Origin of the sequence: Methylorubrum aminovorans (assembly GCF_022179725.1) — a bacterium.
In the GTDB taxonomy this organism is placed as follows: domain Bacteria; phylum Pseudomonadota; class Alphaproteobacteria; order Rhizobiales; family Beijerinckiaceae; genus Methylobacterium; species Methylobacterium aminovorans.
On record NZ_BPRC01000002.1, the window covers coordinates 246869 to 272273 of the forward strand.

The 25405-nt window shown below is 68.6% G+C and carries 27 protein-coding genes and 1 pseudogene; 15 read left to right on the forward strand and 13 right to left on the reverse strand.

The features are described 5' to 3' along the window. Positions 1-44 precede the first annotated feature (44 nt). Both thiC and MFF24_RS06165 read left to right on the forward strand, forming a co-directional pair. Entirely contained in the window at positions 45-1937 is a 1893-nt protein-coding gene (gene thiC / locus MFF24_RS06160; RefSeq protein WP_238223236.1) for a phosphomethylpyrimidine synthase ThiC, read from the forward strand. Positions 1938-2153: 216 nt separating this feature from the next. After that, positions 2154-2498, forward strand: a complete 345-nt coding sequence (locus MFF24_RS06165) for a flagellar protein FlaG (protein WP_133088068.1) — start codon at positions 2154-2156, stop codon at positions 2496-2498. A gap of 252 nt (positions 2499-2750) precedes the next feature. On the opposite strand, the gene flaF is transcribed toward MFF24_RS06165, so the two are convergent. Then, a complete protein-coding gene (flaF, locus tag MFF24_RS06170; protein ID WP_238223238.1) occupies positions 2751-3125 on the reverse strand; it encodes a flagellar biosynthesis regulator FlaF in 375 nt (124 codons plus the stop codon). Between the two features lie 176 nt (positions 3126-3301). Between flaF and MFF24_RS06175 the strand changes: the two genes are divergently transcribed. Further along, on the forward strand, positions 3302-3544 hold the full coding sequence (locus MFF24_RS06175) for a hypothetical protein (RefSeq protein ID WP_108939696.1): 243 nt from the start codon (positions 3302-3304) through the stop codon (positions 3542-3544). A gap of 16 nt (positions 3545-3560) precedes the next feature. On the opposite strand, the gene MFF24_RS06180 is transcribed toward MFF24_RS06175, so the two are convergent. The 7 genes and pseudogenes from MFF24_RS06180 to MFF24_RS06210 all read right to left on the reverse strand — a co-directional run bounded on the left by MFF24_RS06180 (position 3561) and on the right by MFF24_RS06210 (position 8045). After that, a complete protein-coding gene (locus MFF24_RS06180; protein WP_238223241.1) occupies positions 3561-3701 on the reverse strand; it encodes a hypothetical protein in 141 nt (46 codons plus the stop codon). A gap of 181 nt (positions 3702-3882) precedes the next feature. Then, the gene (locus MFF24_RS06185) at positions 3883-4209 is read right to left on the reverse strand and encodes a hypothetical protein (protein ID WP_133088067.1); all 327 of its coding nucleotides are present in this window, start codon (positions 4207-4209) and stop codon (positions 3883-3885) included. Between the two features lie 224 nt (positions 4210-4433). Continuing rightward, a pseudogene (locus MFF24_RS06190) lies at positions 4434-4967 on the reverse strand (metallophosphoesterase family protein); the annotation flags it as partial. Between the two features lie 58 nt (positions 4968-5025). Then, positions 5026-6195, reverse strand: coding sequence for an energy transducer TonB family protein (locus MFF24_RS06195; protein WP_373322660.1), 1170 nt, complete (start codon positions 6193-6195; stop codon positions 5026-5028). Positions 6196-6199: 4 nt separating this feature from the next. Continuing rightward, positions 6200-6661: a protein TolR gene (gene tolR, locus MFF24_RS06200; RefSeq protein ID WP_108939692.1), complete on the reverse strand. Its 462-nt coding sequence runs from the start codon at positions 6659-6661 to the stop codon at positions 6200-6202. A gap of 87 nt (positions 6662-6748) precedes the next feature. Continuing rightward, positions 6749-7450, reverse strand: a complete 702-nt coding sequence (locus tag MFF24_RS06205; RefSeq protein WP_108939691.1) for a MotA/TolQ/ExbB proton channel family protein — start codon at positions 7448-7450, stop codon at positions 6749-6751. 70 nt (positions 7451-7520) lie between these two features. Beyond that, positions 7521-8045, reverse strand: a complete 525-nt coding sequence (locus MFF24_RS06210) for a Tat pathway signal protein (protein ID WP_133088065.1) — start codon at positions 8043-8045, stop codon at positions 7521-7523. Between the two features lie 570 nt (positions 8046-8615). Between MFF24_RS06210 and MFF24_RS06215 the strand changes: the two genes are divergently transcribed. Together MFF24_RS06215 and MFF24_RS06220 are read left to right on the forward strand one after the other, a co-directional pair. Next, positions 8616-9047, forward strand: coding sequence for an Hsp20 family protein (locus MFF24_RS06215; protein WP_133088236.1), 432 nt, complete (start codon positions 8616-8618; stop codon positions 9045-9047). Positions 9048-9213: 166 nt separating this feature from the next. Beyond that, positions 9214-9498 carry a BQ00720 family protein gene (locus MFF24_RS06220; RefSeq protein WP_238223243.1) on the forward strand — a complete coding sequence of 95 codons (285 nt, stop codon included), beginning with the start codon at positions 9214-9216 and terminating at the stop codon, positions 9496-9498. 45 nt (positions 9499-9543) lie between these two features. Here MFF24_RS06220 and MFF24_RS06225 read toward each other — a convergent pair whose 3' ends face one another. After that, positions 9544-10329 carry an alpha/beta hydrolase gene (locus MFF24_RS06225; RefSeq protein WP_238223244.1) on the reverse strand — a complete coding sequence of 262 codons (786 nt, stop codon included), beginning with the start codon at positions 10327-10329 and terminating at the stop codon, positions 9544-9546. Positions 10330-10454: 125 nt separating this feature from the next. Here MFF24_RS06225 and MFF24_RS06230 point away from each other — a divergent pair, with 125 nt between their 5' ends. Further along, positions 10455-11684, forward strand: a complete 1230-nt coding sequence (locus MFF24_RS06230; protein WP_238223245.1) for a glycosyltransferase family 4 protein — start codon at positions 10455-10457, stop codon at positions 11682-11684. Between the two features lie 176 nt (positions 11685-11860). Then, a complete protein-coding gene (infC, locus tag MFF24_RS06235) occupies positions 11861-12382 on the forward strand; it encodes a translation initiation factor IF-3 (protein WP_231346348.1) in 522 nt (173 codons plus the stop codon). A gap of 143 nt (positions 12383-12525) precedes the next feature. On the opposite strand, the gene MFF24_RS06240 is transcribed toward infC, so the two are convergent. Beyond that, positions 12526-14862: an amylo-alpha-1,6-glucosidase gene (locus MFF24_RS06240; protein ID WP_238223246.1), complete on the reverse strand. Its 2337-nt coding sequence runs from the start codon at positions 14860-14862 to the stop codon at positions 12526-12528. A 159-nt stretch (positions 14863-15021) separates the two neighbouring features. After that, positions 15022-16155: a glycosyltransferase family 4 protein gene (locus MFF24_RS06245; protein ID WP_238223247.1), complete on the reverse strand. Its 1134-nt coding sequence runs from the start codon at positions 16153-16155 to the stop codon at positions 15022-15024. Positions 16156-16413: 258 nt separating this feature from the next. Between MFF24_RS06245 and MFF24_RS06250 the strand changes: the two genes are divergently transcribed. The 7 genes from MFF24_RS06250 to MFF24_RS06280 all read left to right on the forward strand — a co-directional run bounded on the left by MFF24_RS06250 (position 16414) and on the right by MFF24_RS06280 (position 22452). Continuing rightward, positions 16414-16695 (forward strand): type II toxin-antitoxin system RelE/ParE family toxin, encoded by a 282-nt coding sequence (locus MFF24_RS06250; RefSeq protein WP_238223248.1) that lies wholly within the window; start codon positions 16414-16416, stop codon positions 16693-16695. Between the two features lie 13 nt (positions 16696-16708). Then, a complete protein-coding gene (locus tag MFF24_RS06255) occupies positions 16709-16993 on the forward strand; it encodes a HigA family addiction module antitoxin (protein WP_238223249.1) in 285 nt (94 codons plus the stop codon). Positions 16994-17188: 195 nt separating this feature from the next. Further along, entirely contained in the window at positions 17189-17392 is a 204-nt protein-coding gene (rpmI, locus tag MFF24_RS06260; protein ID WP_009863555.1) for a 50S ribosomal protein L35, read from the forward strand. 52 nt (positions 17393-17444) lie between these two features. Continuing rightward, positions 17445-17810 (forward strand): 50S ribosomal protein L20, encoded by a 366-nt coding sequence (gene rplT / locus MFF24_RS06265; protein ID WP_108939684.1) that lies wholly within the window; start codon positions 17445-17447, stop codon positions 17808-17810. A 185-nt stretch (positions 17811-17995) separates the two neighbouring features. Further along, the gene (gene pheS / locus MFF24_RS06270; RefSeq protein WP_197711621.1) at positions 17996-19075 is read left to right on the forward strand and encodes a phenylalanine--tRNA ligase subunit alpha; all 1080 of its coding nucleotides are present in this window, start codon (positions 17996-17998) and stop codon (positions 19073-19075) included. A 63-nt stretch (positions 19076-19138) separates the two neighbouring features. Next, the gene (gene pheT / locus MFF24_RS06275) at positions 19139-21562 is read left to right on the forward strand and encodes a phenylalanine--tRNA ligase subunit beta (protein WP_238223250.1); all 2424 of its coding nucleotides are present in this window, start codon (positions 19139-19141) and stop codon (positions 21560-21562) included. Between the two features lie 17 nt (positions 21563-21579). Next, entirely contained in the window at positions 21580-22452 is an 873-nt protein-coding gene (locus tag MFF24_RS06280) for a DUF1186 domain-containing protein (RefSeq protein WP_238223253.1), read from the forward strand. Here MFF24_RS06280 and MFF24_RS06285 read toward each other — a convergent pair. Next, positions 22400-23224, reverse strand: a complete 825-nt coding sequence (locus tag MFF24_RS06285) for a HesA/MoeB/ThiF family protein (protein ID WP_238223329.1) — start codon at positions 23222-23224, stop codon at positions 22400-22402. The genes MFF24_RS06280 and MFF24_RS06285 overlap by 53 nt on opposite strands. Before the next feature lie 264 nt (positions 23225-23488). On the opposite strand from MFF24_RS06285, the gene dapE reads away from it, so the two are divergent. Further along, the gene (gene dapE / locus MFF24_RS06290; RefSeq protein WP_238223255.1) at positions 23489-24652 is read left to right on the forward strand and encodes a succinyl-diaminopimelate desuccinylase; all 1164 of its coding nucleotides are present in this window, start codon (positions 23489-23491) and stop codon (positions 24650-24652) included. Here the strand turns inward: dapE and truA are convergent. Continuing rightward, positions 24637-25395: a tRNA pseudouridine(38-40) synthase TruA gene (gene truA / locus MFF24_RS06295; protein WP_238223256.1), complete on the reverse strand. Its 759-nt coding sequence runs from the start codon at positions 25393-25395 to the stop codon at positions 24637-24639. The genes dapE and truA overlap by 16 nt on opposite strands. Positions 25396-25405: the final 10 nt, after the last annotated feature.

The following is a 25405-nucleotide window of genomic DNA, read 5'->3' on the forward strand; positions in this document are numbered from 1 at the left end:
ATCGTCGGGACCACGGGTCGTCTCCCACTTCAGGAGCGACAGCGATGAACGCACCCGTCCGTCCCAAAGATCTCCCCAACGGCAGCCCTGCCAGCGTCACCACCGGCCCGGTCCAGGGCTCGAAAAAAGTCTACGCCCAAGTCCCCGGCCGCCCCGACATCCGCGTGCCCTACCGCGAGATCGCCCTCTCCGATCCGAAGGAAGAGCCGGTGCGGGTCTACGATCCGTCCGGGCCCTACACCGAGACCGACGCGGCGATCGACCTCGAGAAGGGTCTGGCCCCCGTCCGCGAGCCCTGGATCGTCGGGCGCGGCTACGCGGCGGTGAAGCCCCGCGACGTGAAGCCCGAGGACAACGGGTTCGCCGCGGCCGACAAGCTCGTCGCCCCGTGCCCCGCCGAGCGCACGATCCGCCGGGCCGAACCCGGCCAGATGGTGACGCAGTACGAGTTCGCCCGCGCCGGCATCATCACCGAGGAGATGATCTACGTCGCGCATCGCGAGAACGCCTGCCGCGAGCAGATGCTGGAGCGCGCCGAGGCCGCGCTCGCCGACGGTCAGAGCTTCGGCGCGGCGGTGCCGCCCTTCATCACGCCGGAATTCGTGCGCGAGGAGGTGGCCCGCGGCCGCGCCATCATCCCGGCCAACATCAACCACCTCGAACTCGAGCCGATGGCGATCGGCCGCAATTTCCTGGTCAAGATCAACGCCAATATCGGCAATTCGGCCGTGACCTCCTCGGCCGCGGAAGAGGTCGAGAAGCTGGTCTGGTCGATCCGCTGGGGCGCGGACACGGTCATGGACCTCTCGACGGGCCGCAACATCCACAACATCCGCTCGTGGATCGTGCGCAACTCGCCCGTTCCGATCGGCACCGTGCCGATCTACCAGGCGCTGGAGAAGGTCGGCGGCGACCCGCTGAAACTCGATTGGGAAGTCTTCAAGGACACGCTGATCGAGCAGGCCGAGCAGGGCATCGACTACTTCACGATCCATGCCGGCGTGCGGCTCGCCCACGTGCCGCTGACCGCCCGGCGCACCACCGGCATCGTCTCGCGCGGCGGCTCGATCATGGCGCGCTGGTGCCTCGCCGGGCACCGCGAATCGTTCCTCTACGAGCGGTTCGACGAGATCTGCGACATCATGCGGGCCTACGACGTGTCGTTCTCGCTCGGCGACGGCCTGCGGCCCGGCTCGATCGCGGATGCCAACGACGCGGCCCAGTTCGCCGAGTTGGAGACCCTGGGCGAACTCACCAAGATCGCCTGGGATAAGGGCTGCCAGACCATGATCGAGGGCCCCGGCCACGTGCCGATGCACAAGATCAAGGTCAACATGGAGAAGCAGCTCCGCGAGTGCGGCGAGGCGCCGTTCTACACCCTCGGCCCGCTGACCACCGACATCGCGCCGGGCTACGACCACATCACGTCCGGTATCGGCGCGGCGATGATCGGCTGGTTCGGCACGGCGATGCTCTGCTACGTCACGCCCAAGGAGCATCTCGGCCTGCCGAACCGCGACGACGTGAAGACCGGCGTCATCACCTACAAGATCGCCGCCCACGCCGCCGATCTCGCCAAGGGCCACCCGGCCGCGCAGCTGCGCGACGACGCGCTCTCCCGCGCCCGGTTCGACTTCCGCTGGGAGGATCAGTTCAACCTCTCGCTCGATCCCGACACGGCGCGCGCCTACCACGACGAGACCCTGCCGAAGGACGCGCACAAGGTCGCCCATTTCTGCTCGATGTGCGGCCCGAAATTCTGCTCGATGAAGATCACGCAGGACCTGCGCGCCGACGTGCTCGCCATGGAGGAGGCCGGCGTTGTGCTGGGCCAAGCCAAGCCGCTCTCCGAGGCGGAGCGCGAGGCCGGCATGGCGGCCAAGTCGCAGGAGTTCCTGGCCGAGGGCGGCAAGCTCTACGTCGACGCCGCGGAGTAGACCGGATCTGAAGCAGAGGATGGCGGCCCGGAAGGACCGCCATCCTCCCCAAATCAGTTTGCCGGCCCAGTCGTGAAAAATCTTCAGGTAATCTTTACGGTTCAGTCAGGGTGCCGGCCGTTGCCGGGGGACAAGCGGCGGCCTTTAAGACTCCGGTAGCGACGCGCGCAATCTTCTGAGGACCGGCCTCGTGCCGAAACTCGAAGGAATGCAGCCATGGACCCGATCAGGGCCGCGGCCTCCCCGCCGCCGATCTCGACCGCACCCGTCACCCCCATCCGTCCCGTCGCCGAGGCCCTCCGCGACGAGGCTCCGGCCTCCCGCGTGCTCGATCCCGCGGTCACCGTCGCGGTGAGTCCGGAGAGCGAGGCGAGGCCGTCCGAACCGGAGCGGCGCGCCTATACCCGCGATGCGGAGAGCCAAAGCCTCGTCTTTCGGGTCACCGATCCGCAGACCGGCGACGTGGTGATGCAGATCCCCGACGAGGTGATCCTCAAGGCACGCGCCTATGCGCGGGAAACGGCGCCCTATCCGGGCGAGCGCATCGCCAAGACTGCCTGAGCGTCGCTCGGTCGAGCCCGACGACGAGCCATTCCGCGAAAGGCCGCGCGCGGTCAGGACGTGTCCGGAGATCGTGCGACGCCCGCGGGCGGATGCGCACCTCATCCGGCCGCGTCCCTTCGCATGACGGGAACACTTTCCGGCGAAGGATGTGCTGGTTCTACGGCGGGAGACACGCCGCTCGGGACCCGACGGGCACAGTCCCGAAGCGCTCGGGCCGGTTATGGCTGAGAGACACCGCGTTCGAGCAACTCAGGCCCCCGGCCCGGCATCGCCCTGGAGACCCGCGGCGATGTGGTTGTTGAGCGAGACCAGGGACTCGATCTTCTTCGCCGTCGGCTCGATCATCGCGTCCACGATGGTGTGGAACACGTAGGTCGAGAGCTGGGCCATGCCGTTGCGCACCTCGATGGGAAGCGGGCTGCTCGGCTCGGTCGCGGCAGACGCCAGAATCGTCCAGACCCGCTGATTGAAGGTCAGCGCCTCGTTGAGGGCAGCCCCCATCTCGACCTTGGGCCCGAGGGCCTGCAGACGGCCGGCGGCCTTCAGCAGAACGGCGGCCTCGGCCTCCCGAGGCGAGAGCGCCACGCGCGCGACTTTCGCGTAGGCATTGGCCGCATACTGCATGATCGGAGTTCTCCCAGCGCCGCCCTCGGCCGGTCGCGGACGAATCATGCATCTGCTTTGTTAAAAGCAGGTATGCGAGGGTTCTGCCGTATTGGCGCCCCGAAAGGGAGAGAGTGCTTCGCCGTGGCCGGCCTCGTCGCCCATCCGTGCCGCATCGGGTTCGGAACCCGCTTCAGATGACGAACTTCTTTCTCGGATTGATGGCCGGCTGCATCATCGCCGGTGTCGCCACCATCACCGCCGCGCGGCACCCGACGGTGCAGTTGCGGTTGGGTCTCGTGCCCCCCGCTCAGGCGGCGGTGGCACCGCCGCCGCGCTCCGAGGCGACACCCCAATGCCCGGCGCCGAAGACTGCCCTGCAGGTCGGCAAGCCGGAGATGCTGTTCTCGCCCAACCGCCTCTGGTCGGTCGCGCCGTGAACTTCGCGGACTGAACTCAGACGCTGCTGCTGAGCAGAAACATCACCATCGTCGTCGCGACCGTGCTGCCGAGGAAGCCGCACAGAGCCGCGGTGAAGGACGGGCCGGTCTGCATCTCGGCGGCGGGCTGGCGACGGCTGCTGTCGGTGGTGATCATGGCAGAATCCTGAGGGGAATGAGAGGTTTCGTCCGGCGCGAATCGAGTCGTTTCGTTGGGATGAACCTGGGCCGTAAGCCAAGGCTTCGCAGTGCGGGACCGCACCCGTCCCCGGGGCGATTCCGGCTTTCACAACACCGCGTTAGGTGACGTCCCGTAGTTCGATGGGGCAGAGCCCCGATCAGTCGCAGCGGTTCACGTGCTTGGCGACGCGCAGGGAGCGGAGTTCGCTGCGCAGATCGATCGAGACGATGTCGGCCCCACAATCCTCGAAGGCATCCTGCGCCTCGTGGTAGCGGTCGCCGATCTCATCGAGGGTGTCGCAGACCCTGTCGTGATTGCCGAGTTTGGCCTCCTGGCGCGCCTGATAGCGAAGCGCACTGGCCTCCTGGATCTTGCGGCGGCCGTCGATGCAGCCGGGCGCCGCGAGCGCAGAGGAGACGAGGGAGACGCCAACAAGAGAGGCCGCGAGGCCGGCGAGAGCGGTGTGTCGCATGAGGTGACGCATGGGCAGACCGACGCTGGTTCGACCGAAGTCATGGAAAGGTTAAAGAACGCTCGACCCGCGGGCCGCACAGTGTCGTCACTGCTGAGGCCGTTGCATCGCCGTCCGTGTCGGTCATTTGAACGGTGACGCTAAGCCGATGGTTCCGAAAGCCCTTGACCGGATCTGCGCCGCTTCTTGGCGGACCTTTCGGCCGGCGCAGTCTCGATCGGTTCCTCCTGCGCCCCGGCGGCATCCGCGCGACCGAGAACTTTCCCGCCGCGTCCCCGGCGGGAGACGAGGATCTGGTCGAGGGTGACGGGATGCAGGCCCTGCGCATCGATGCCGACATCGTACTGGCGCGGAATCGGCTTGAGCCGGCCGTGGCTGTGGCCGTGCAGGTTGATCGCGCCCCGGCCGAGGCCGTTCCAGGTCCGGAAGGCGTAGTGGCACAGCACGAGCCGGCGGCCCTCGACCTCGGTCTCGGCGTAATGCGCCACCGAGGCCCAGCCGGGCGCCGCCAGGGTGGCAGGGCCGTCATTATTGCCGATGATGAGGTGCTTCTTGCCGTGGAGCGCGGCGAGCAGGGCCGCGATGCGTTCGGGCGGCGGACCGAGGGCGAAATCGCCGAGATGCCAGACGCTGTCTTTGGGGTCGACGACGGCGTTCCAGGCCTCGACCAGGGCCGCATCGTGCGTCGGCAGGTCCGGGAAGGGGCGCCGGTCGATCCGCAGGATCCGCGGATCGCCGAAATGCGTGTCGCTGGTGAAGAAGACCGTCATCCGCCGCGCCGTCCGCTGTGAGCGGGACAACGCGGCGGAGGGGAGAACGATGCCGGCCTCAGCGGCCGGGGCTGAAGCGCAGCGGTACGGTGACGGCGAGGCTCGACTGCGTAACACCGGCCGGCGCTGGCGGCAGGCTGCCGCGCACCGCTGCGAGCGCGGCGGCATCGATGGCGCCGACCCCGCTGCTGCCGACCAAGGCCGCGCCGCTCACCGCGCCGGAACGGCTCACGGTGAACCGCACGGTGGCCACGCCGCCGCTGGTGCCGGCGGCCGCCTCACGGTTCATGCGCCCTTTGATCGCCGAGGCGAGCGCCCCGCGCCAAGCGGCCATGGCGTTGGGATCGCTGGCTGCGGCCGCCGATCCCGTCGCGCTCTGGCGCGAGGTCGCGGCGGAGCTGCGCTGCGAATTGCCCGCCTGCGCGGCCTGGGCGCGCCGGGCGGCGTCGCGCTCGGCCTTCGCCTTGGCCGCCTTGATCCGCGCCTCCTTCTGGGCCTCCTCGCGCTTCTTCTCCAGGATCTCCTTGCGGCGCGCCTCGCGCTCGGCCTCGCGCTTCTTCTCCAGCGCGGCCTTGCGGCGCTCCTCGATCTTGGGATCGGGCTTGGGCGGCTCGGGCTTCGCCGCCACCGGCGGCGGCGGCGCCAGCGGCTCCGCCTCCTGCGCCTCGGACGCGATGATCTGCTCTTCCGGCGGCGGGGGCGGCGTGTCGGGCGGGGCCTCCGTGACGGCCTCCGGCGGCGGAGGCGGGGGCTGCACCTCCTCCGGCATCACCTGCGTCATCTCGGTGGGCGGGGGCGGCTGCACCTCCTCCGGGGCGACCTGTGTCATCTCCGGCGGGGGCGGCGGCTGCACCTCCTGCGGGGTCTCCACGGGCTGGGCCGTCTCCGGCTCGCCCTCGGGCTTGGCCTCTTCCGGAATCGCTTCCGATTGCTGGGTTTCGGCGGGCGACTGAGTCTCGGCCTCCATCATCTGAGGCGCGAGATCGATCGTGATCTCCTGCTCCCCCGGGGGAGAGGGCGGCGTCAGGCGCAGATAAGCGATGCCGAGGAGCCCCGCGGCGTGGAGCGCCAGGGCCAGGGCGAAGGCAGCCGCGAGGCGGCCCTGGCCGCCCCCGTCGGAGGGACCCGAGGGCAGCCCGTGACCGGCATGAGCGGGCAGGGGGGCGGGCATCGGGGCCGGCATCGGCGGCATGGCGGCGGCCTTCGGGGCTGGCTTGGGGGCGGCCATCGGGTTAACGGGCGGTCCCTGCGGCCGGCGCGGCGCCGCCCGACTGGGCGATCAGCGAGACCTTGGTGAAGCCCGCCTGGCCGACGAGGCCCATCACCTCCATGATCTTGCCGTAGGGCACGTCCCGATCGCCGCGCACGAGCACGACCTGATCCGGGTTCTCCGCCTTGAGCTGCTTGAGCCGCGGCAGGATCGTGTCCGGCGTGAAGCCGTCCTTGGCGATGTAGGGCATGCCGTCCTTGTCGATGGAGACTTCGAGCGGCTTCTGCGACTGCGCCACCTTGGCGGCGGTCGTCTTCGGCAGTTGCACCGGCACGCCCGTCGTCATCAGCGGCGCCGCGACCATGAAGATGATCAGCAGCACCAGCATCACGTCGACCATCGGCGTGACGTTGATCTCGGACATCGGCGTCGCGTCGAGGCCGTCCTCGTCGTCGCTCGCCGAACGAACGGTTCCCATGGCCATGACATCGCCCTCCCGGGCGTCGGCGGCGCCCCGCCGAACCGGGCGGGCGTCGCGTCGAGGGTTACGGGGTGCTTTACGCGCGGAGGCTTATTCGGCCGCGGCGGCGCGGGCGTGGGGGCCGCGATCGCGGGCGAGGCGATTGCCGAGCACCGCGATGCAGGAGACGAAGCCCGACTGGATGCGGGCGACGTCGCCGGAGAGCTTGTTGTAGGCCATCACCGCCGGGATCGCGACGACGAGGCCGATGGCGGTGGCGAACAGCGCCTCGGCGATGCCGGGGGCCACCACCGCGAGGCTGGTGTCCTGGCTCTTCGCGATCGACGAGAACGAATTCATGATGCCCCAGACCGTGCCGAACAGGCCGACGAAGGGCGCGGTGGAGCCCGAGGTCGCCAGCAGCGACAGGCCGGCCTGGAGACGCTTCACCTCGACGCCGAGCGCGCCCTTCATCGCCCGCTCGATCCGCTCGCGGCGCTCGGCCCGGCTCTCGCTGGAATCCTGGTCGCGCCACGCGTCGAGCCCGGCCTTGACCACGTGGCCGGCGATGCCCTTCTGCGACGTGTCGATGGTGCCCTCCGAGCGCACCATCGCCTCGAACGCCTTGGCCTGCCGCTTGGCGGCTGCAAGCCGCACCAGCTTCTCAAACACGACGGTCCAGCAGGCGAGCGAGGCCACCACGAGGAGGATCATCACGCTTTTGACGATCGGGTCGGCCTGAAGGAACAGGCCGATGAACGACATGTCGTGGGCTGTAGCGACCGCCTCGGCGGGCACGGACGTCGGATCCATGTGTGACTCCTCGTGGCTCTGGGGATCGTCCGTCACGCCGGCCGGGCCGGCGGGACGGGCGCGGCCGGCTTCAGCGGTCGAAGGCGGCCGATGTCTTGGTTGCGGGCTCGATCCGCTCCAGGCAGGTCTCGCGGGTGGCGTCGCCGCCCTCGCAGGCGAGCACGTCGTTGAGCAGCAGGCGGCCGATCTTCGGGCAGGCGAGGCCGGCGAAGTCGAAGAGCCGGACCACGGTCTTCTTCTCCTGGACCGGTCCGAGTTCGACGGCGAGGCGCTTCTGAGCGACGCCCTCAGTGTCGAAGGCGAACAGATCGACCTTGAGCGATTTCAGCGCGGGGCCGCGGCTGTTGTCGACGAGCATGTAGGTGCGGCAGGCCTCGCCCGCGGGTTCGAGCCGGTTCAGCTCGATCTTCAGGGGAGAGGCATCCGGCTTGGACTCCGACTTGGCGGCATCCGACTTGGTGGCATCCGACTTGGCCGCCGGCGTTCCATCCTGCGCCATCGCGGCCGGAACCGGGGCGGTCAGGAATGCGGCGAGGGTGATGCCCGCGAGGAGACGTCCCCCGATCCCGCTGCGTCCCGGCATTGCACGCCCCATTCCCCAACCTTTCTGCTTCACGACGATCTCATCTCCCTAACCGCACGGTACTCCGGGTCATTTGAAGCGGAATGCCCAGCCTCAAGCCCGAAGGACGTCGGCCGTCCCGCAGACGTTTCCCCCGCCGGATTTCGACCGCGCCGGTCGGCGCCGCCCTCCCGGAGCCGGATCACCGCGACGCCGTTCCCGGCCGTTTGGCGATGTGCGGATACAGCAAAGATCACGCCCGGCGCTCCCCACAGCACCGTGTACGTTTGTCGGCGTCCCTATCCGACAAGCAGGGTGTTGATCAAGGTTTGCAAAGAATTTCAGAGCAATTCCAAACTATTGGAGCAGGCGGCCTCCAGCCGGCGCGGCTTCCCATTCATCCCGAATTAATTTGCCGTTTCGTCCCGAGCGGCCGCTCGCCAGCGCGCGTCGGCGCCTCCGGCCGCGCCCTTGATCGGGGCTTCGGCGCTTTCCATATCCCGACTCAAGAGCGCTGCCGCGAGGCGGGCTCGAAACCGCGAGGTGCCGCCAAGGGAACGACGCCTGTCGATCCCCAGGGCCTTGCCGGAGGTTTGAGTGACGATGACGCGGCCGTCTCCGTTCGGGTATCCGTTCCTGCTCGGCTTCGACGAGATCGAGCAGGCACTCGATCGTGTCTCCAAGGCCGCGAGCGACGGGTATCCGCCCTACAACATCGAACGGATCACCCGCAGCGAGCGCGAGCCGGAACGCTTGCGCATTACGCTCGCGGTGGCCGGATTTACGCAGGACCAGCTCGATATCTCCCTGGAGGAGAACCAACTGGTCGTGCGCGGCCGGCAGGTCGATGACAAGTCCCGCCAGTTCCTGCACCGCGGCATCGCCGCGCGGCAGTTCCAGCGGGCCTTCCTCCTCGCCGACGGCATGGAGGTGCTGGGGGCGGAGTTGTCGAACGGCCTGCTCGCGATCGATCTCGCCCGCCCGGAGCCGGAGCGCATCGTGCGCAAGATCGCGATCGCCGCCAAGGATCCGTGACACGGATCCGAGACGCGGGGCGTGAACCGCGCGGCGCGCCAGACCGCGTCGATGAAGCGCAGGCCGAACCCGGCCGTCACCCCGACCTCAATCCCAACCCGGATTTGTCGCTGCCGATGTGCGGGACCATATCCGGTTCAACGCTCTGCCTCGAAGGAGGGCATCCATGACCGACGTCACCACGACTGACCTGACCATCGACACGACCGCCACCCCCGCCATCGATCCGGCGGAGTTCGCAGCACTCGGCGAGGGGCACATCGCCTATGTCCGGCCGATCCGCTCGGACGAGGTGCGCACCCTGTTCCCGCAGGCGCCCGAGATGGGCCCGGGCCTCGACCTGTTCGCCCTGCTCTCGGCGAGCGGCGCGCCGATCCTGCTCACCGATTCCCGCGAGGTCGCCGTGGCGAACGCCATGGCCCACCAGCTTTACCCGGTGAGCCTGCACTGAACCCGCACCGAGGCCGCATCCCCGCCGCAGGGCGGGGACGCGCCTTCAGGCCATCGCCGCGACCGTGCGCACGAGGAGGTCGATATCCTCGGGCCGCGATAGGCGGTGGTCGCCATCCTTGATCAGCGTCAACCGCGATCCATGCGCCGGCAGGCGCTCAAGAATGCGCAGCGCGTGCGGATGGGGCACATCCGGATCGGCCATACCCTGAAGGATGTGGACCGGACAGCCCGGCTCGAGCGGCGCATCGAGCAGCAGATGGCGCCGCCCGTCCTCGATCAGCGCTATGCGGATCGGGTCCGGCTCCGGGGCGTAGGGTGTCGAGCGATACCAGACGCCGTCGCGCTCCAGAGTCTGCCGGACTTGCGCCGGGAAGGCGTCCCACATCAGCGCCTCTGTGAAGTCCAGGGCGGGCGCGATCAGCACCATTCCGCCAATCTCGGCCCCGCGCCGCGCCCGCTCGCGGGCGACGAGGCAAGCGATCCATCCCCCCATCGACGAGCCGACGAGGATCGGCCGCTCGTTCGCGTAGCGGTCGATGACGGCGCAGGCGTCGGCGAGCCAATCGGAGATGGTGCCGTCCTCGAAGCGCCCCTCCGACTCGCCGTGCCCGGAATAGTCGAACCGCACCATCCGCCGGCCGTTCTCGGCAGCCCAGGCGTCGAGGGCAGCGGCCTTCGTCGCCCGCATGTCGGAGCGGAAGCCGCCGAGCCAGACCACCGGCGGCCCTTCACCCTCCCGCACCCGCACCGCCAGACGGCGCGGGGAGGAGCTTGCGACATCGAGTGTCACGATGGGCAAGTCGCCCGGTGAAGTCTCCGGATCGCTCACGGGCGCGCAAAATCCTGTGATTCTGAAACAACTCGGCGACGCTTCGTTTACCGAACCGTAAAGCCGCGGGACGATCCTTACCCCATGATACAGTCCCAAGCGACCGTCCCGTCTCGGGTGACGCGATGAACGGAGGCAGCCTGTCGGGCGGCCCGGTGCAGATGTCCGAGACCTCGCCCCTGGCGGGTGTCACGGTGCTGCAGATCATCCCGGCCCTGGAGGCGGGTGGTGCCGAGCGCACCACCGTCGACGTGGCCGCCGCACTCGCCGAGGCCGGGGCGCGTCCGCTTGTGGCAACGGAAGGCGGCCGGCTCGTCGGCGAGTTGCAGGCCAAGGGCGGGATCTGGGTGCCGTTCCCGGCCAACACCAAGAATCCGCTGGCTATGGCGCTCAACGTCGAGCGCCTCGCCCGGCTCTGCCGCCGGGAGAACGTGCAGATCCTGCACGCCCGCTCCCGGGCGCCTGCCTGGGTCGCGCTCGGCGCGGCGCGGCGGCTGAAGCTGCCCTTCGTGACGACCTATCACGGCAGCTATTCGGGGCGGACCAGCGTCAAGGTCCTCTACAATTCGGTGATGGCGCGGGGCGACGTCGTGATCGCCAACTCGCACTACACCGCCGACTTGATCCGCCGGACCCACCCCGATCAGGCCGGGGGGCGGATCAGCGTGATCCATCGCGGCACGGATCTGGCGGCGTTCACGCCCTCCGCGGTCTCGGCTGCGCGGGTCGAGAGCCTGCGCCGGGCCTGGAATGTGGCCCCGCACGAGCGGGTCGTCCTGCTCGCCGCCCGGCTCACCGCCTGGAAGGGCCAGCGCGTGCTGATCGAGGCCGCCGCCCGTCTGCGCGACCTCGGTCTCGCCGACTTCGCCGTGGTGCTCGCGGGCGATCCGCAGGGACGCACGGCCTACGAGCGCGAACTCGATGCACTGATCGAGGCACGCAACCTCAGCGGCATCGTGCGCCGCGTCGGCCACTGCACCGACATGCCGGCGGCCTTCCGCGCGGCCTCCGTCGTCGCGGTGCCCTCGGTGGAGCCCGAAGCCTTCGGCCGCTCGGCGGTGGAAGCGCAGGCGCTCGGCATTCCCGTGGTCGTCTCCGATCTCGGCGCCGTGCCCGAGACGGTGCTGGCGCCCCCCGACGTCGAGCCCGGCCAGCGCACCGGCTGGCGGGTGCCGCCGGGCGACGCGGCCGCTCTCGCCGACGCGCTGAAGGAGGCGCTGTCGCTGGGTGCCAGCGCCCGCGATGGCCTCGCCCGGCGGGCGCAAGCCCATGTCGAGGCGAATTTCTCCCTCGACCGGATGATCGAAGGCACCTTGGGCGTCTACGCCGAGCTTCTGAACCGAGCGAAAACGTGACAGGGTGAACCGAAATCAGTCCCGCGAGTTGACTCGGCAAGAAGATTTGCCAAGTTAGTGCCGTCCGGCCGAGCCGGATCAATCGGTGGCCGGGGCTCGCCAGACGCGGTGGCTCTCAGGCTGCCGTTTTGTCGTTGATACAGGAGAACTGAGCCATTCGCAGACCAATGAGAGCCATGCCGGCCCCGCAGAAGGACGGGCCGCGCGCAAACCGGGACATCCGCGGCGTCCGCGACGTCCAGCTCATCGACCAGGACGGGCAGAACCGGGGTGTCGTGCCCTTCTTCGACGCGCTGGCCATGGCTGAAGAGGTCGGGCTCGATCTCGTCGAGATCGCGCCGAACTCCGTCCCTCCCGTCTGCAAGTTCCTCGATTACGGGCGCTTCCGCTTCAACGAACAGAAGAAGCAGAACGAGGCCCGCAAGCGGCAGAAGACGGTCGAGGTGAAGGAGATCAAGCTCCGCCCCGGCATCGACAAGCACGATTACGACGTGAAGATGAAGGCCGTGCAACGGTTCTTCGAGGAAGGCGACAAGGTCAAGGTCACCCTCCGCTTCCGCGGTCGTGAGATCGCCCACCAGGATATCGGCCTCCGCCTCCTCGAGCGCGTGAAGCAGGAGACCCAGGAGATCGCCAAGGTCGAGAGCGAGCCGATGCTCGAAGGCCGCCAGATGATCATGATCCTGGCGCCGCGCTGACACGTTTCGACCTCTCCGCTGTCCCGCGGAAAAGGCTCGTCTGCAAATGCGCTGCTCCCTTGTGGGGGCGGCGCATTTTTCGTTTTTACTTGAAGCGCTGCCGACAGCCTCGGAAACGAGACCGCCGGCATCACGCGGAAACCCTATTTCAGCATCGAGATCTGCACGTCGCCGCTGCGTCGCGTCACCGCCACCGTGACGTCGCCGCCGTGGCGGTGCAGGCGGATATCGGCCCGCGAGTCGCCGAGCTTGAGGTTGAACAGCTCCACCGCCTCGAGAAAGCGCGGCAGGATCGGGTTGCGGAAGCGGATGCGGTTGCGGGCGTGGTCGATTTCGAGCCCGAGGCAGGCCGCCAGGAAGGCGAAGGGGGCCGCCGCCGCCCAGGCCTGGGGCGAGCAGGCCACGGGATAGCTCACCGGTCCGCGCTGGCGCCGCCGCATGAAGCCGCAGAACAGCTCCGGCAGCCGCTTCTGGTCGTAGTACAGGCTGGTGTCGAACATCCCCTCGAACACCCGCGCCGCCTCCTCCTTGAGGCCGTAGCGGGCGAGCCCGAGGACGCAGATCGCGTTGTCGTGCGGCCAGATCGAGCCGTTGTGGTAGGACATCGGATTGTAGCGCGCCTCGCCCTTGGCGATGGTGCGGATGCCCCAGCCATTGAAGCCATCGTTGGACAGGAGCTGCGCCGCGACCTGCGGGGCCCGCTCCGGCAGGGCGATGTCCGTGAACAGGGCGTGGCCGGTGTTCGAGGAGCGCACGGCGCATTGCCGCTTGGCCCCGTCGAGGGCGAGCGCGTAGGTGCCGATCTCCTCGCACCAGAACGCCTTATCGAAGTTTTCGCGCAGCGTGTTGGCCTGTCCGGTCAGGCGGACGGACAGGTCGTCCTCGCCCAAGAGACTCGCGAGACGCGCCGCACCGCGCTTGGCGGCGTAGACGTAGCCCTGAACCTCGCACAGGGCGATCGGCCCCTTGGCCATGGCGCCGTCGGCGTGGAAGATCGAGTCGTGGCTGTCCTTCCAGCCTTGGTTGGCCAGCCCCTGCTCGGTCTCGCGGGCATATTCGACGAAGCCGTCGCCATCGCGGTCGCCGTACTGGTCGATCCAGTCCAGCGCCAGTTTGAGCTGCGGCCAGATCGCCCGGATCGTGTCGAGGTCGCCCGTCACCTCGTGATACTGCGCCGCCAACATCACGAAGAGCGGTGTACCGTCGATGGTGCCGTAATAGTGGCGGAAGGGCACCTCGCCGAGCATCGCCATCTCGCCGCGGCGGGTCTCGTGGAGCACCTTGCCAGGCTGTGCATCCGCCGCCGGATCGACGTCCTTGGCTTGGGTCGCGGCGAGGAAGCGCAGCACGCCCTTGCCGAAATTCGGGTCGATCCAGAGCGCCATCATCGCGGTGATGATGCCGTCGCGCCCGAACACGGTGGAGTACCAGGGGATGCCGGCAAACGGGTAGATGCCCTCCTGCGTGCGGGTCGCCAGCATGTAGAGGTCGGCCGTCGCGCGGCAGAGCCCCTCGTTGAACTGGTCGTTCGAGGAGATGATCGTGGTGATGCCGGCGGTGATCTGGCGCTGGTCGCGGCGGTTGTCCCGGTAGGCGCGCGCGAAGATGCGCCCTTCGCTCAAATGCCGGTCCGGCTGCTCGGCGAGGCTGCCGGCGGCGCGCGACAGGGCGAGCGCCGCGGATTCGCCCGCCTTCTCGGGACCCGGCGCGCTGGTATAGGCGCGGTGCGACTGGCAGACCACGCGGATGAACAGCGAGGTGTTGGCGCCGGGCTCCAGCTCGACCACGAACTCGGCCTTGCCCGGCTCCAGCGTCCGCGGCTTCGGCCCGAAATGCACCGAGGTGGTCCGCACGATCTCGTCGAGACCGGCGTAACGGAACTGCACCTCGGTCTCGCTGCGGCGCTCGACCGTGCGCTTGCCGCGATTCGTCCGGTCGGAGCCGCGCACCTCGAACAGGTCGCGGTAATCGGCGTCGAAGGTGATGCCGATGCGCAAGTGACGGCGGCGGGTGTCGTAGTTGCGCAGGCCGATCCGGTCGTAGCAGGCGCCCTTGAACAGGAACTTGGTGCGCTCGATGGCGATGAGCTCGCGGGGGATCGAGGTCTCGTCGCCCGCGTCGAGCCGGATGTCGGGGGTGGTGAGATCGACGCTGAGCGCCCCGTTGTCGTCCTGGATCGCCGAGGACAGCATCATCGGCCGCTCGTCCTCGATCGTCAGCGCGAGACGCGAGAGGTAGCGCGTGTCCTGAAAGTAGAGGCCCTCCGGCCCCGGCGTCCAGCCGATGTCGCCGTAGCTGTCGAGAACGGCGAAGGCCTCGCCGTATTTGAGGGCGCGTAAGGGGCGGTCCACCAGGGAGGCCTGCGCCTCGATATGGTACTGCGGCAGGTTCTCGTCGGCGTCGAGCAGGCCGAATTTCGAGGCCGTCCGCTCCTCGGAGCCTTCGGCGTGAAGATGGGCTGCGTCGTCCTGTGCCGCCATGCGAAGCGCCTTTTTGCCGTTGATCCGATGCGAGCGAGGTCGCCCTCGCAAAACGAAGGCCGCCGGGTGCCTCGCAGCGACCGGCGGCCCCGTCGGACCCGTTCAGTTAGGCGCTCTCCCGGCCCCGGCGAGGGGCCGGAAGAGAGTTTGTCGCGCCGTTCAGGCCGGCATCGCGGCGACGTGGATCGGGCCGTGGGCGGTGCCGTTCAGTTCACCGTACTGGGGCGAGAAAGCGCCGGCGGCGGGCATCTTGATCACGTTTCCCTGGCCGGCCAGGAGCTGCTCGTAGGCCGAGACGTACTTGCGCACCATCACTTCGGCCGTGAAGCGGCCCTCGAAATAGGCACGGACGCCGGCGCGCGGCAGATCCTTGACCTTGCGGCAGGCCTCGACCGCCTCGTCCATCGTGTTGACGATGAAGCCCGAGACACCGTCCTTGATGACTTCCGGCACCGAGCCGTTGCCGAAGGCGATCACCGGCGTACCCGCCGACATCGCCTCGATCATCACGAGGCCGAAGGGCTCCGGCCAGTCGATCGGGAAGGCGAGCGCCAGGGCGTTGCCGAGGAAGTCCTTCTTCTGCTCCTCGTTGATCTCACCGATATACTCCACCAGCGGGTGGTGGATCATCGGCTCGATCGTCTCGTCCCAGTATTCCTGGTCGGCCTTGTCGACCTTGGCGGCGATCTTCAGCGGGATGCCGGAGCGGATGGCCATCTCGATCGCGCGGTCGGGGCGCTTCTCGGGCGAGATGCGGCCGAGGAAGGCGAGGTAGCCGCCCTTGGCGTCCGGATAGTAGGGGCAGTTCTCCTTCGGCAGGCCGTGATGGATCGTGGCCAGCCAGTTGGAGCTCTCCGGCATCGGCTCGCGCTGGTTATCTGAGATCGACACCAGCGGCATGCCCGTGAACGTATTGTAGACCGGCATGAAGTCCGGCACGTCCAGGCGACCGTGCATGGTCGTCAGGCACTTGTGATACAGATCCTCGAACATCGGATACTGCAGCAGATCGATGTGGAAGTGGATCACGTCGAACTCGTGCGCCCGGCGATGCACGTGGTGCAGCATGGCGAGATGGCCCGCGGTGTGATCGCGGTAGCCGAGAAGGCGCAGGCCTTCCGGATGGCAGGCGGCGAGCTTCGCCGAAGTCTGGGAATCACCGCTCGCGAACAGGGTCACGTCGTGACCCTGGCGGACGAGTTCTTCCGTGATCCACGAAACGACACGCTCGGTGCCGCCATAGAACTTCGGCGGCACGGCTTCCGCGAGCGGGGCAACCTGGGCAATGCGCACGAAGACGTCTCCTGTGACAGGAAATAGGGATGTTGGGCAGACTAATGGGGGACGCGGCCTGAGCAGGACATGAACGAAACAGACAGCCAAGGTTTATGGTTCCGCCCGGCGACTGGGGCGAGCGGCAATCTTTGCAAGCCCACCGAATGCTCTCTTTCCACAGATGCTCGCCGCAGCGCGGAATAGGATCGCGCACGGCAGCCACCCGCTTGCAGGGCCTCGAACAGAGTTGTACGCTGTCCGTACAATAGCAGATCCATGATCCTCAGCTACCGCGACAGACACACCGAAGCGCTGGACTTGCACGGCGTGTGCCATCGCCGCTGGCGGTCCTTTCAGGCGGCGGCCGAGCGTAAGCTCGATATGCTGAGCGCTGCCTCCTTCGTCAGCGACCTGCGCAGCCCGCCCGGCAACCGTCTGGAGAAGCTATCGGGTGATCGCGAGGGCCAGTGGAGCATCCGGATCAACGATCAGTGGCGCATCTGCTTCCGATGGGACAGTTCGGGGCCAGAGGACGTCGAGATCGTCGATTATCACTGAAGGAGGATGCGGCATGGCTCGCATCAGAACCCATCCGGGCGAGATCCTGCTCGAAGAGTACCTTCGGCCCTTGGACATGAGCGCCAATGCTCTGGCCAAAGCGATCGAGGTGCCTGCAAACCGCATCAGCGAGCTTCTGCGCGGTCGCCGCGGGATGACCGCGGACACGGCGTGCCGCCTCGGCCGGTTCTTCGGGACCACACCAGAATTCTGGATGAATCTCCAGACCGCCCACGATCTGTCGAAAGCCGTCGCGGAGCACGACTATTCCACGCTGCGCGCTCTCAAGAGCGCCTGACAGCGCCGCCGAACGCTTGAGGGCGATTGTTGCGTCCGCAGTCGATTGAAACGAGAAACGGTTTCTGCCATAAGCCGCCCGCGTTGAACCGCCCGGCCGATCAGGGCTGCCGTGGCGGTTCCCGTTGCTCCAGCAGCATTCAAGCGCGAAGTGCCGGCCGCCGGTCGGATCGCTGTCGCGTTTCAGGAGAGCCAAATGCCCAAGCTGAAGACGAAGTCGGGCGCCAAGAAGCGCTTCAAGGTTACCGGCACCGGTAAGGTGGTCTACGCCCAGGCCGGCAAGCGCCACGGGATGATCAAGCGGACCAACAAGCAGATCCGCAACCTGCGCGGCACCACGACCCTGTTCGAGGGCGATGCCGCCAACGTGAAGAAGTACTTCCTGCCGAACCAGCGGTAAGTTCTTCCACCCCTCGCGATCTGTTTTGTCTTAACGTTCCAGGAGATTTCCCATGGCCCGCGTCAAGCGTGGCGTGACCAGTCACGCGAAGCACAAGAAGGTTCTGAAGGCCGCCAAGGGCTATTATGGCCGGCGCAAGAATACGATCCGCATCGCCAAGCAGGCGGTGGAGAAGGGTCTGCAGTACGCCTACCGCGACCGCAAGAACAAGAAGCGCACCTTCCGCGCCCTCTGGATCCAGCGGCTCAACGCGGCGGTGCGCGAGCACGGCCTGACCTATTCCCGCTTCATCGATGCCTTGGCCAAGTCCGGCATCCAGGTGGATCGCAAGGCCCTCTCCGAGCTCGCCATCCACGAGCCGGCCGCTTTTGCGGCGGTGGTCGAGAAGGCGAAGTCGGCCCTGCCGAAGGCCGCCTGATCGCGCTCCGCCGAACGGCGGAACGATCGAAGCTTTGACAAGGCGCGGCGCGGCAAGCGCCGCGCCTTCTTCATTTGGGCCGGGGCATGTTCGCCCGGCGGCCCCGGCCCGCCTCGATCGCGCGCTTGCAGGAATGCGAACGACGCGCGAAGGCAGTCCCGGACGACTGGCCAAGGACAGTGGTGATGGATCTCGACGCTCTCGAACGCGATCTTCTCGGGCAGATCGAGCAGGCAGGGGACGAGGCCGGCCTCGAGGCCCTGCGGGTGGCAGCCCTCGGCAAGAAGGGCAGCGTCTCCGAACTGCTCAAGACGCTAGGCACGATGACGCCCGACGAACGCAAGGAGCGCGGCCCCCTCATCAACGGCCTGCGCGACCGGGTGCAGGGCGCGCTCTCGCAAAAGCGCGAGGCGCTGGCGAACGCCGCCCTCGACGCGCGGCTCGCCGCCGAGCGCATCGACGTGACGCTGCCGCTTCGCGAGGCACCGGAGATCCGCGGCCGAATCCACCCGATCAGCCAGGTGATCGAGGAGATCACCGCGATCTTCGCCGATCTCGGTTTCTCGGTAGCGGAAGGGCCGGACATCGAGACGGACGAGCTGAACTTCACCGCGCTGAACTTCCCCGAGGGACACCCGGCGCGGGAGATGCACGACACGTTCTTCTTGGCGCCCGACCATCTCGGACGGCGCAAGCTCCTGCGCACCCACACCTCGCCGGTTCAGGTGCGCACCATGCGGGCCAAGCAGCCTCCGATCCGGGTGATCATGCCCGGCCGCACCTACCGGCACGATTCCGACCAGACCCACACCCCGATGTTCCATCAGGTCGAGGGGCTCGTCATCGACCGTTCGGCCAACATCGCCAACCTGAAATGGGTACTGGAATCGTTCTGCCGCGCCTTCTTCGAGGTCGAGGCGGTGACGATGCGCTTCCGTCCCTCGTTCTTCCCCTTCACCGAGCCGTCGGCCGAAGTCGATATCCAGTGCTCGCGCAAAGGCGGCGAGTTGCGCTTCGGGGAGGGCACCGACTGGCTCGAGATCCTGGGCTGCGGCATGGTCCACCCGAACGTGCTGCGCAGCGGCGGGCTCGACCCGGATCAGGTCCAGGGCTTCGCCTTCGGCATGGGCATCGACCGGCTCGCCATGCTCAAATACGGCATGCCGGATCTGCGCCCCTTCTTCGAGGCGGACGTGCGCTGGCTGGAGCATTACGGCTTCCGGCCGATCGACGTGCCGAGCCTCGTGGGCGGCCTGACCGCCTGAGCCCCGCCGCCCCGACTTTGATCCCGGCCCGGCCCGCTCCGGCGGCCGCGAGGATGTTCTGAGATGAAATTCACCCTCTCCTGGCTCAAGGACCACCTCGACACCGAGGCCTCCCTCGACGCGATCGCGGAGACTCTGACGCGGATCGGCCTCGAGGTCGAAGGCATCGAGGACAAGGCCGCCGCGCTTCGCCCCTACGTGATCGCGCGGGTCATCTCGGCCGAGCAGCACCCCAACGCCGACCGCCTGCGGGTGTGTCAGGTCGATGCCGGCGACGGCCAGCCGCTCCAGGTCGTGTGCGGCGCGCCGAACGCGCGCAGCGGCATGCTCTCGGTCTTCGCGCCTCCGGGCACCTACGTGCCGGGCAAGAACATCACCCTCTCGGTCGGCACGATCCGCGGCGTCGAGAGCCGCGGCATGCTCTGCTCTGGCGCGGAACTGGGCTTGAGCGAGGATCACGACGGCATCCTCGACCTTCCTCAGGATGCACCGGTCGGCACGCCTTACGCCCTCTGGGCCGGGCTCGACGATCCGGTGATCGAGATCAATCTGACGCCGAACCGCTCGGACTGCGCCTCGATCCACGGCATCGCCCGCGATCTCGCCGCCACCGGCATCGGCACCCTCAAGCGCGAGCCGATGCCGCCGGTCCGCGGCGAGGGCGCCTGCCCGACCCCCGTGACGCTGCGCTTCGACGCGCACGACAAGGGGCTCTGCCCGCTCTTCGCGCTGCGCCTCGTGCGCGGCGTGAAGAACGGCCCCTCTCCCGAGTGGATGCAGAAGCGCCTGCGAGCGATCGGCCTGCGCCCGATCAACGCGCTCGTCGACATCACCAACTACATGACCTTCGACCGCGGCCGGCCGCTGCACGTCTTCGACGCCGGGAAGGTCGCGGGCGGCCTCACCGTGCGCCTCGCGGAAGACGGCGAGAGCCTCGTCGCGCTCGACGGCAAGACCTACCGGCTCGATTCCGATACCGTGGTCATCGCCGACGGCAACGGCGTCGAGTCGATCGGCGGCATCATGGGCGGGCAGGCCTCGGGCTGCGACGAGACCACCACCGACGTGCTGATCGAGTCGGCGCTCTGGGATCCGCGCAACATTGCCCGCACCGGGCGGCGGCTGGGCATCATCACCGACGCGCGATACCGCTTCGAGCGCGGCGTCGATCCGGCCTTCGCCCTGCCGGGCCTCGACCTCGCCACCCGCCTCGTGATCGATCTCTGCGGCGGCAGCCCGAGCGAGGCCACCATCTCCGGCGAGATCCCGGATCTCGACCGCGTCATCGACTTCCCCTGGACCGAGGTGCGGCGGCTCGCCGGCATCGAGCTGTCGCGGGCCGAGATGAAGGTGACGCTGGAATCCCTCGGCTTCCACATCTCCGGCTCGGGAGACCGGGTGAAGGTGCTGCCGCCGTCCTGGCGGCCGGACGTGGAGGGCAAGGCCGACCTCGTCGAGGAGATCGTGCGCATTGCCGGCCTCGACCGGATCGAGCCGAAGCCGCTGCCGCGGATCGAGACCGTGGCGGTCGAGCCGATGCTCACCGTGCTGCAGCGGCGCGGGCGCCTCGCCAAGCGGGCGCTGGCGAGCCGCGGCATGCTGGAGGCGGTGACCTATTCCTTCATTCCGCACGAGGACGCGCGCCTGTTCGGCGGAGGCAAGGCCGATCTGGCGCTCGCCAATCCGATCGCCGCCGACCTTTCCGACATGCGCCCGAGCCTCGTGCCCGGCCTGTTGCGAGCGGCGCAGCGCAATGCCGACCGCGGCTTCCCCGACACCGCCCTGTTCGAGGTCGGCCAGTGCTTCGCCAGCGACGAGCCGGAGGGTCAGTCCCTGCGCGCCACCGGCCTGCGTCGCGGCACGGCGCGGCACGCTGGCGCCGGGCGGCACTGGAGCGGCGCGGCGGACACCGTCGACGCGTTCGAGGCCAAGGCCGACGCGCTCGCGCTGCTCGCGGCCCTCGGCGTGCCGACCGGCGGTCTCCAGATCGTGGCCGGCGGCCCCGACTGGCTGCATCCCGGCCGTTCGGGCACGCTCCAATTCGGGCCAAAAAACGTGGTCGGCCACTTCGGCGAGTTGCACCCACGGCTCCTGAAGGCGATGGACCTGAAGGGCACGCTGGTCGCCTTCGAGATCACCCTTGATGCCCTGCCGCTGCCGCGCCACCGGCCGACCAAGGCGAAGCCGGCGCTGGCGCTCTCCGACCTCCAGGCGATCTCCCGCGACTTCGCCTTCGTCGTCCCGCGCGACGTGCAAGCGGCCGACATCCTGAAGGCGGCCCAGGGGGCCGAGCGCAAGCTGATCACCGGGATCGAGGTGTTCGATCTCTACGAAGGCGCCGGCATCCCGGAAGGATCGAAGTCGGTCGCGGTCGCGGTGCGGCTGCAGCCCTCCGAGCGCACGCTGACCGACGCGGAGATCGAGGCAGTAAGCGCCAAGATCGTCGCCGAGGTGTCGAAGAAGACCGGAGCGACGCTCCGTTCGTGATCGAAGGAGGCAGGGCCATGGACGCGGACCTGATCGAGCGGCTTTCCGTCGCCGAGCACATGCCGAAGGACGCCCTCCGGCAGGCCGTGACCGAACCGGAGGCGATCGCCGAGGCCGTGCTCGGGCTGCTCGCGACCGCGGCGGAGGATCCCGACGCGCCGAGCGAGCACGAGGCCAACCTCCTGTTCTGGGGCCTGCACGCCCTGGCCGCGGCGAGGGACCCGCGGGTCTATGCGCCTCTGATGCGCCTGCTGCATCAGGACGGTGAAGCCGTCGAAGCGCTGCTCGGCGACGCCACCACGATCACTACGGCCCGCATCATCGCCAGCGTCTTCGATGGCGATGCCGGCCCGCTCCACGCGCTGATTCTCGATAGCGCCGCCGACGGCTTCATCCGCAACGAGGCCTTCACCGCCCTGGCCTACCTGACCCGGCAGGGCCGCCTGCCGCTAGAGGATGCCCGCGCCCTGCTGCTCCGCTTCGACGCCGCGCAGGCTGCGGTCGAGGGCGACATGGCCTGGGTCGGCTGGGAGGAGGCGATCGCCTATCTCGGCCTGACCGATCTCGCGCCGCGATCGCAGGCGGCCCGGCGTGACGGCCGCCTCACCGACGAATTCAGCGATGCCGCGTGGTTCCGCAAGGCGCTGCGCCAAGCCAGTGCCGAACCGCCGGACCTGAGCGAATTCGGGGACCGCTACGGCACGCTCGACGATCCGGTCGAGGCGCTGGCCTGGACGGAGGAATCCTACGGCCAGCCGGTCACGAACCCGTTCAAGGATGTCGGGCGCAACGATCCCTGCCCCTGCGGTTCGGGCAAGAAGTTCAAGAAGTGCTGCCTCAACGCGGCTGAGGCGTCTGCTCCGCCGGTGCGGCTTCCGGGCCTGTCCTGACCCCGGCCCCGTTCAACGGGTTGTCCGGGTCCCAGGCATAGTGAAGCGTCTCGAAGCGCATTGAGCGGGCATCGACCATCAGCAGGCGCCCGACCAGGGGCTCGCCGAAGCCGGCGAGCCCCCGGATCACCTCCATCGCCATCAGCGAGCCCATCACGCCGGCAAGCGCACCGAGCACGCCGGCCTCGGCGCAGGGCGCGACGCTGCCCGGCGGCGGCGGGCTCGGGAACAGGCAGCGATAGGTCGGGTTCGGCTCGCCCCCCGATCCGGTCTCGTGCGCGCGGATCGTGGTGAGCGAGCCGTCGAAGGCGCCGAGCGCCGCCGTCACCAACGGTTTTTTGCCGGCAAAGCAGGCATCCGAGACGGCATAGCGAGTCGAGAAATTGTCGGAGCCGTCGGCGACGAGATCGTAGCCTTCGAGTAGGGCCGGGGCGTTCTCCGGCGTCAGGCGGCAGGCGTGGGTCTCGACGCGCACATGCGGGTTGAGACGGGCGACGGCCTCGGCCGCGCTCTCGACCTTCGGGCGGCCGATATCGGGCGTGCCGTGGATGATTTGCCGCTGCAGGTTCGACAGCGAGACGGTGTCGTCATCGACGATGCCGATCGTGCCGATGCCGGCGGCGGCGAGGTACTGGATCAGCGGCGCGCCGAGCCCGCCCGCGCCGATGACGAGCACGCGGCCGGCCTTCAGCCGGGCCTGACCCGGGCCGCCGACCTCGCGCAGGACGAGGTGGCGGGCGTAGCGTTCGATTTCGTCAGACGAGAGGGCCATGCCCGCCATGTAAGCGCCTCGGGCCGGCGGCGGAAGCGGGTCAGGGCTTGCTGCGCGCAGGGCGGCTGCGTGCTACGGCTGGCCCACCAATGAAGAGTCACTGTTTCCCACCCGAATTCCTCATCCTGAGGTGCCGGAGCGGAGCGGAGGCCTCGAAGGATCCTCCAGGGATCGCACGGGAACTGGACGGTCCTTCGAGGCCCGCCGACGCGGGCACCCCGGGATGAGGGACAGGATGGGAGAAGCGAGCCACCGGGACCGCCCTTGTCCGACCATTCCCCCCTCGCCCTCGCCCAGGCGCTGATCCGCTGCCCCTCCGTCACCCCGGAGGAGGGGGGCGCGCTGTCGTTCCTGGCAGACGTCCTCGCGCGCGCGGGCTTCTCCGTCGAGCGCCCGGTCTTCTCCGAGCCCGGCACGCCGGACATCGAGAATCTCTACGCCCGCATCGGGACAAAGGGTCCCGTCCTCGTCTTCGCCGGCCATACCGACGTGGTGCCGCCGGGCGAGATGGACTCCTGGACCCATGGGCCCTTCTCCGGCGAGGTCGCCGAGGGCTTCCTCTACGGACGCGGCGCGGTGGACATGAAGGGCGGCATCGCCTGCATGCTCGCTGCGGCACTCGCCTTCCTCGACGCAAGGGGCTCGGATTTCGGCGGCTCCATCGCCTTCCTCATCACCGGCGACGAGGAGGGGCCGGCGGTCAACGGCACCGTCAAGCTGCTCGAATGGGCGAAAGGGCGGGGCGAGCGCTTCGACCACTGCCTGCTCGGCGAGCCGACCAATCCCGATACGCTGGGCGAGATGATCAAGATCGGCCGGCGCGGCTCGCTCACGGGGCGTCTCACCGTGCAGGGGCGCCAGGGCCACGTCGCCTATCCGCACCGGGCCGAGAACCCGATTCCTGGCCTGCTGCGCCTCGCCTCGGCGCTGATCGCCGAACCGCTCGACGGCGGCACCGCGCATTTCGACGCCTCGAACCTCGAATTCACGACGATCGATGTCGGCAACCCCGCCACCAACGTGATCCCGGCCTCGGCCAAAGCCGTGTTCAACGTGCGCTTCAACGACGACTGGACGGCCGACACCCTCGGGGCCGAGATCCGGCGGCGGCTGGAGGCGGCAGCCGGCAATACGGTGCGCTTCAGCCTCGACCTTCAGCCCTCGAATTCGCCGGCCTTCCTCACGCAGCCCGACACCTTCGTCGATCGGGTGGCGGACGCGATTCAAGCCGAGACCGGGCGGCGCCCGGCCCTGTCTACGACGGGGGGCACTTCGGACGCCCGCTTCATCAAGGATGCCTGCCCGGTGATCGAGTTCGGCCTCGTCGGGCGCACCATGCACGAGACCGACGAGCGGGTGGCCGTGGTGGATCTGGAACGGCTCACCGCGATCTACGGTCGGGTGCTGGAGGGCTACTTCTCGTCGTAGTCGACGCCGACGAAGGTTAGCCCGCAGGCCGGCGCCAGCGGCCCGCAGCGATGCTTGGCCTTGGTGGCCAAAATCTCGGCCACATCGTCGGCGGAGAGGCGGCCGCAGCCGGCGAGCATCAGCGTGCCGGCCATGGCCCGCACCTGATGGTGCAGGAAGGAACGCGCCGAGGTCGCGATCACGATTTCCTCGAACAGGCCCATCCGCTCGCGTGTCACGTCGAGCTGTTCGAGCGTGCGCACGGGCGAGTTCGCCTGGCACTCGGCGGCGCGGAAGGCGGAAAAGTCGTGGCGGCCGAGCAGGCGCTGGGCGGCCGCGTGCATCAGCCCGGCGTCGAGAGGCCAGGGCACGTGCCAGACATGAGCGCGGGTCAGCGCGGCGGGGCTGCGCCGGTTGAGGATGCGGTAGCGGTAGTGCCGCCGGATCGCCGAGTGCCGCGCGTCGAAGGCGTCCGTCACCGATTCGGCGGAGAGGATGGAGACCGGCTGTGGGCGCAAGTGCGCGTTGAGCGCGTCGCGCACGGTATCGGTGCGCCAGTCCTTGGCGAGATCGAGATGGGCGACCTGATAGATGGCGTGCACCCCCGCATCGGTGCGGCCGGCGCAGGTCAGCCGCGCGGTCTCGCCGGAGAACCGCGTCACGGCGGTCTCGATCGCCGCCTGCACGGTCGGGTCGTCGGCCTGACGCTGCCAGCCGCAGAACGGTCCGCCGTCATACTCGATGACGAGCTTGTAGCGGGGCATCAGACGGGCG